This window comes from Chitinophaga sp. (genome assembly GCF_036566945.1).
Lineage (GTDB): Bacteria > Bacteroidota > Bacteroidia > Chitinophagales > Chitinophagaceae > Chitinophaga.
Map to the genome: position 1 here is coordinate 1 of NZ_DATCVJ010000471.1, position 6,576 is coordinate 6,576.

The following is a 6,576-nucleotide window of genomic DNA, read 5'->3' on the forward strand; positions in this document are numbered from 1 at the left end:
CGATTTTTACTTTTTTGATTAAAAGATGAAGGGAGATGACAGCGATATCCGCTTTCATCTCCCTTCATCTTTTAATCTTCCAAAATCATAAAAACAAAAATCTGGAAAATCAGTATAATCAGTATAATCCTGGGAAAGACAAAATCCGCTCCTATTGCGCCAACCGCTTGAAGAACCAAATATCCCTTAAACTGAAATTAAATACCGCATTCACATACGTTTCTTTCACCAGTGCAGTACCGGTTTGCCCACGCTGTCCTGCTTCCAGACCAATGTAATATCTTAACTGTCCGTTCTTGCTCGGTAGTGATACACCCAATGTGCCGGATACATCTTTTATTTGTGTGCTGCTCACGACCAGCGGGGTTTGATTATAGCTGAAACCCGCCTGTAATACGGTTCCTTCATAGGTTTGGTTAAAGTACTGGCGTTTCAGCGTGTATTCGATACCGGTAGAATAACGTTGTCCGTCCTGGTAGGCATAGGTAGCGCCTTTTTCATTCAGCGTGTTCCACAACTGATGTTTATAGTCAGCTACCCAGGTGATGGTACCATTGGTCAACACAATCCCGGCGCCATATTCAACTGGTAATGTGAAAGAAGAAGGGTCCTGGTCTTTGCTGTAAAGTGTGGTACCATTCTCATCTACGATATTCAGTTTTTCCTGCAGTTTCATTTTGGTCTGGAAGCGATAAGTAGCGCCCAGTCCCAGTTGCCAGTCCTTACTGATTTTGCCGGCATATTGCGCGCCCAGGGTAAAGTTGGGTTTAAAACCGTATTGATTGTGTTGTGTTTGTAAGGAATCGGAACCAACATACTCAGAGGTGTTCAGCGGGCCAAAGAGAAATGCGGTAGACACGCCCACGGAAAAGTTTTTGCTGAGCTGAAAGCCATTGGAAATATATGCCCGGTTAATACCGCCGGTACCGGTAGTGGTAGCGGTCACCGGAGCACCGGTGCCGATTACAAACTGCTGGTTATTCAACTTGTAATCTACCGTGCTGAAAGGCGTGATACCTGCGCCGATTCCCCAGAATTTAGCGGCTTTAAACCCAATGGCGAGGCGTTTAAAGTTCACATCGCCGGAGCTCTGTGAAATGCCACTGCCGCTGTAATTGATCGATTGCGCTTTCAGCGATACGTCGAACATAAAGTTTTGAGTAGGCAGGGCGCTATAGGATGCTGGATTAAGTTCATTGAGGTAGCCGGTGTGCCGACGGCCAATGCCGGTACTTCCCAGCCCGAAATTGCGGCTGTAATCCCTCGACTCCAGGTCTCCTATACCATAGGCGGAGTAAATGGAATTAAGGCCGTGTTGTGCTTTCGCTGCTGTGCTACACAACAGGAGTAGGATAAAACCACTATATAGTTTGATTCGCATGAGTATCTTTATTTATACAACAGATAGTATAACTGTATTTTAACCCTGTTTTGCAGGTTCTGCTGGTCACCAATAACTAATCTGTCCAGTGTTGTTCTGCCGTCCGTTGCACTTGGTGTCAGTAACAGTCCTCTTGAATTAAAGTCAGATACCGTTTGCTCTTTGATGACATAGTTGGTAATGTCGAAGGTATAGTTGGTATTTTCATTTAGTTTGCTATCCACGGTCAGCTGTCCATAGGTCAGTGTATCTGTTACTTCATTCAGTGTATTCACTTCACAAAGCGCTACTCTTGGAGGCAGGCGATCGTTGGTGTAGCTGCCGCTGACAGGTTTCAGGGTCAGGTACACTTTCATCACCTTAAAGAATTGCCCCAGACCCACCAGGTTTTTGATATACGGAATATCAATACGTGTAGCCACACCATTGATAGGCTGTGCAAAGCCCCGGTTGCCGGTGCTGGAAGTGGGTAATACTTTTGTTGATCCGGTGAGTGCCGCCAGTGGCGTACCGCTGCGGTCATTCACTACCCGGTTGAATTGCAGATTGGATGCCTGCATTTTAAAATCAACATACTTCACGGTGGTGATCAATTCGTTGACATGGTAGTACATGCGCATCACCAGGCTGGTATCATTGGCTGCAAAGGCAGTAACAGCCTGGGTATTAGTCCCGCCTCTTACATTCAGCCCTTTGAAGAATTCGAGCCAGGTATTGTTGGCAGTAATATCTCCGCTTTTATCACGCAGCATGGTAAACAGCTGATTGCCCAGTACGTCGGACATATGTACGGTCACCGTTTTATCCGTATTCGGGCGGATGATACCAGTGAAATTTCCAATAGGTGAGCTTTCTGTAGTAAAGTTGCTGTTGTTGTACAGATAATAAAAATTAGTAGCCGTTTGTATTTTTTGAGTCACCCGGTACACCTGTATCTCTTGCTGCTGCAGGGAATCGCCGGCTATGTATCCGTTGGGGCGCATGATGAGCACCATGGAATCATATTTGGACCCATTCACTGGAATATCTACAGCGGCAGGTTGTGCAATCTGGAAAAAGGATTGTACCGCAGTGGTACCAAACAGGGGGTCTATTCTCTTACCGGTTAGCAGTACTTCCGAGCCGGAAGTAGGCATAGAGTCCTGTTGTACTGTTTTCATCTGCACCGTCAGCGTATCAGAAAGAATGTAATCTGTCGCCTGATTATTATCTACAATATTGTTATAGGTAAATCCGGTTTTTTGGCAGGATGAAATAGCAGCCACCAGTAGTAGTGCAGGAAGGTACCTCCGTAAACTCCTGCCTGAACGCCTGAAAAATAAATGATACATGGTATTGTTCATGGTGCGCAATTTTAGACAGGATCAATACTTTCAGTTGCTTTAATATACCAATGGCCAAAATTCATCGATGAATAACGAAATATATCCTTTATGCTGCCGATAGCACCGTAACAAGCATTTCCCGCCAAAGAATCCAACTGGTAGATGAAATAACGGTATCCGTCATCTAAAATGACGGGAACAGCTATTTCCTGTTTGCCGGAATGCTCCGGCGGATAATTTTGGCTGCAGTAAAAAGAACATGCTAATGCGATATTTTAAAGGTTATAGTTTATTATTGATGGCTTCCCTGGCAGCCTGTTCGAAAAGTTCAAACACCACTACGCTGGTAGGGAATTGGATTAAACGTTCTGAATTTGAAGGTGTAGCCAGAAGTTCAGCCGCTTCTTTCGTTATTAATGATAAAGCCTATGTAGGAACCGGGTATGATGGGATTAACAGGTTACAGGATTTCTGGATGTACGATGTAGATCAGAATCAGTGGACACAAAAAACTCCATTCTCCGGCCCCGCACGCAGTAACGCTGTAGGCATGGCTATGGCCGGCAAAGGGTATGTGGGTACTGGTTATGATGGGTTGAATAAACTGAACGATTTCTATGAGTATGACCCTTCTGCCAACACCTGGACTAAAAAAGCAGATTTTGCAGGTACCGCCCGTTATGGCGCCGTTGCTTTCGCACTGAAAGATAAAGGCTATATCGCTACCGGTTATGATGGCAACTGGTTAAAGGATAATTGGCAGTACGATCCGGCTACCAATACCTGGAAACAATCACAGAGCCTGAACAGCGGTAAAAGAACCGACGCTTCTGCTTTTGTGATCGACAACAAAGCATATGTTTGTATGGGTACAGCCAATTCTTCTGCTGTAACTGACTTCTACGCATTTGATGGTGATGCACAAACCTGGACCACCCTCAATCCAATTGCCAACGTAAACGACGACAGCTTTGATGATTCCTATAACTTCGCTGGTAGCGGCTCCGCAGCCTTTGCTATGCAAGGTAAAGGGTACATCGTTTCTGGTATCAAAGGCAGCTACTCCGGTGCTGTATGGGAATACACCCCAGGTACAGATCGTTGGGTACAGAAAACAGATTTTGAAGGTGCTGCCCGTACTGGCGCTACCGGATTTACTGTGAAAAATCGTGGCTTCGTTGTACTGGGCGCAAGCTCCAGCCTGAACCTCGATGATATGTGGGAATTTGATCCAACTGCAGAGTATAACAAAAATGACTAAGCGTAATATTATTATCGTTGCCGGTATAGTGGTGATAGCCCTGGCTTTCTTCGCCTGGAGATCCAGCCACAACGCATCGCAGAAGGGCGGTTCCGACATGCTCGCGGTCGCGGTGGAGCCCTTTGAAATTCACAATGGATGGGGATATCGGGTGAATGTAGACGGACATACCTACATCTACCAGGATATCATACCAGGTGTTCCCGGTAACCGTGTTTTTCGCAGCCGCGAAAACGCCCTGCGGGTAGGAAATGTGGTGATGGATAAGTTAACACATCATAAGATCCCTTCCATGTCACAACAGGAATTGATCAATATGAAAATTACCGAAGCGGAATAAATTTATTCAGATATCAGATGACTTTACTGTCCGGCTATTCCTTTCTGCTACGCATTTGTACAGAATAAAATATCCGGATGGTAAAGTATTCTTATGTCCGGAATTTTAACGGGATTTTAATTTAAATATTAAATTTAACAATCCCTTATACAGGATTAACAAATTTTAACACAAGCCTAACCCTATCTGGTGTAAGTTTATCGCATCAAATAAAGTGATGCTAAATTTTAAACGGATACTCAAAAGTCGTCCCTTCCTCATCTCATTGCACGTCCTCGGATGGGCATGCTTTTTATTTTTTCCGTTTTTTATTTATCGGATTCAGATTTTACATACCGGTTTTTTTATCAAAGAATTGGTGGATAACCTGTTTTTGATTGGTATTTTTTACCTCAATATTTATGTGTTGATTCCCCGTTTTTTTAACGGGAAAAAGATTGCAATATACCTTTGCAGCATCGTTTTACTGATTGTTTTTATTACCGCACAACAAGCCACACTCAACTTTTATTTTTTTAAAAATTATGCGCATCGTCCTATGATGACTTTACGCATGGATAAAAAATTTAACAATTCAGAAGTAACATCGCCGGGCTTCCCACCGTTTCACCATCGTCGCAGAATGATGGAGATGCAGGCAGAAGAAGATGCCAGGGCAAAAGCGATTCCAGTGGCGGCAGATACGGCCATCTATGTGGATACCGTTGGACATCCCGTAACGGCCGCATTTCCAGGTATCCCTTTAATGGAACCCGATGCACCCACTATTTTGGAGTACCTCTTTTTTCCGGAAGTACTTCGCAGATCAGGTTTTTTTGCGCTCCTGATGTTGTTCATGAGCGGATTTATAAAGATTGCCCTCGAGTGGTTTAAAAGTGAAAAACAACGGGAAGAACTGAAAGTAGAGAAATTGAATGCGGAATTAAAATTTTTAAAGTCGCAGATTAATCCTCACTTCCTTTTTAACTGTCTAAATACTATTTATTCTCTGGCGCATAAACAGTCGGCGCAAACAGAACATGCCATTTTGAAACTGTCAACCATCATGCGGTACATGATTTATGAATCCAATGAAGCGAGAGTGTTGCTGTCACAGGAGTTAAAATACCTGCACGATTACATCGAAATACAAAAATTACGGTTGCCAAAAGATATAGAGATCACCTATACGGTAAGTGGAGAGGCCGGCGGTCTGCAGATAGAACCCATGTTGCTGGTTCCTTTTGTTGAAAACGCATTCAAACATGGCATCAGTTATACGGAAGATTCTTTTATAGATATAGATATAGCTACAACTGAAGATATGATCAGATTAACAGTCAAGAACAGTCACTTTAAAGAACGTGTTGCTGAACGGGGAGGAATAGGCCTGGATAATGTATTGAAACGATTGGAACTGCTCTATGAAAATGAGCATGAGATAAATATCAGGGAAACGGAAAACCAATTTATTGTTGATCTTAAAATTGTGTTGAAAAAATGATAAAGTGTATCGCAGTGGATGACGAGCCGCTGGCGCTTGAAATCATGGAAGATTACATCCGCAAGGTTCCGTTTCTGACCCTGGCGGGCAAATTTGAAAACGCAGCTACCGCCTTGCGTTTTATTCAGGATGAACCGGTAGATCTGGTATTCCTGGATATCAAAATGCCCGATATCACCGGTATTCAATTCCTTAAATCACTTAAATATCCTCCCATGGTGGTATTCACTACCGCTTACGGAGAGTATGCACTGGATGGCTTTAATCTGGATGTGGTAGACTACCTGTTGAAACCCGTACCATTTGAGCGTTTTCTGAAAGCTGCTGCCAAAGCCAGCGAAACATGGTCTGTTACCCAACAGAAAAATGTAAGCGCCGGCAATACCGCGCTGCCGCCCATGGATGCTACCTGGGTAAATGACTACATCTTCATCAAAACAGAATACAAGATCATTAAGATCAACCTGGAAGATATTCTTTTCATCGAAGCACTTAAAGACTATACGAAGATCTATACTCAGAATTTGCCCGTTCTTACACTGCGCAGCCTTAAATCGTTCGAAACACGTTTACCGGCAGACAAATTCATACGTGTACACCGCTCTTACCTGGTATCTCTCAATAAAATAAACTGCGTAGAGAAAAATACCGTGATGATCGCCAACCAGTCTATCCCCATCTCCGATGGCTACAGAGACCGGTTTTATGACGTAATTAATAGAAATTCTTAGGGGGAAATTACGAATTACGAATTACGAATTACGAATTACGGAGTTGTGGGTAGAC

General features: G+C 43.6%; 6 protein-coding genes. 4 read left to right on the forward strand and 2 right to left on the reverse strand.

Annotation, left to right across the window (positions count from 1 at the left end; translation table 11 throughout):
* Window positions 1-151: 151 nt before the first annotated feature.
* Window positions 152-1,381: a hypothetical protein gene (locus tag VIP81_RS14440; protein ID WP_331961862.1), complete on the reverse strand. Its 1,230-nt coding sequence runs from the start codon at window positions 1,379-1,381 to the stop codon at window positions 152-154.
* An 8-nt stretch (window positions 1,382-1,389) separates the two neighbouring features.
* Window positions 1,390-2,724, reverse strand: coding sequence for a DUF4270 family protein (locus tag VIP81_RS14445; RefSeq protein WP_331961865.1), 1,335 nt, complete (start codon window positions 2,722-2,724; stop codon window positions 1,390-1,392).
* Between the two features lie 247 nt (window positions 2,725-2,971).
* On the opposite strand from VIP81_RS14445, the gene VIP81_RS14450 reads away from it, so the two are divergent.
* The 4 genes from VIP81_RS14450 (at window position 2,972) to VIP81_RS14465 (ending at window position 6,521) form a co-directional block, all read left to right on the forward strand.
* A complete protein-coding gene (locus tag VIP81_RS14450) occupies window positions 2,972-3,967 on the forward strand; it encodes a Kelch repeat-containing protein (RefSeq protein ID WP_331961868.1) in 996 nt (331 codons plus the stop codon).
* Entirely contained in the window at window positions 3,960-4,307 is a 348-nt protein-coding gene (locus VIP81_RS14455) for a DUF4907 domain-containing protein (protein WP_331961871.1), read from the forward strand. The genes VIP81_RS14450 and VIP81_RS14455 overlap by 8 nt, the downstream gene beginning before the upstream one ends.
* Window positions 4,308-4,665: 358 nt before the next feature.
* Window positions 4,666-5,790, forward strand: coding sequence for a sensor histidine kinase (locus tag VIP81_RS14460; RefSeq protein WP_331961874.1), 1,125 nt, complete (start codon window positions 4,666-4,668; stop codon window positions 5,788-5,790).
* The gene (locus VIP81_RS14465; RefSeq protein ID WP_331961877.1) at window positions 5,787-6,521 is read left to right on the forward strand and encodes a response regulator transcription factor; all 735 of its coding nucleotides are present in this window, start codon (window positions 5,787-5,789) and stop codon (window positions 6,519-6,521) included. Before VIP81_RS14460 ends, VIP81_RS14465 begins: the two co-directional genes overlap by 4 nt.
* Window positions 6,522-6,576: the final 55 nt, after the last annotated feature.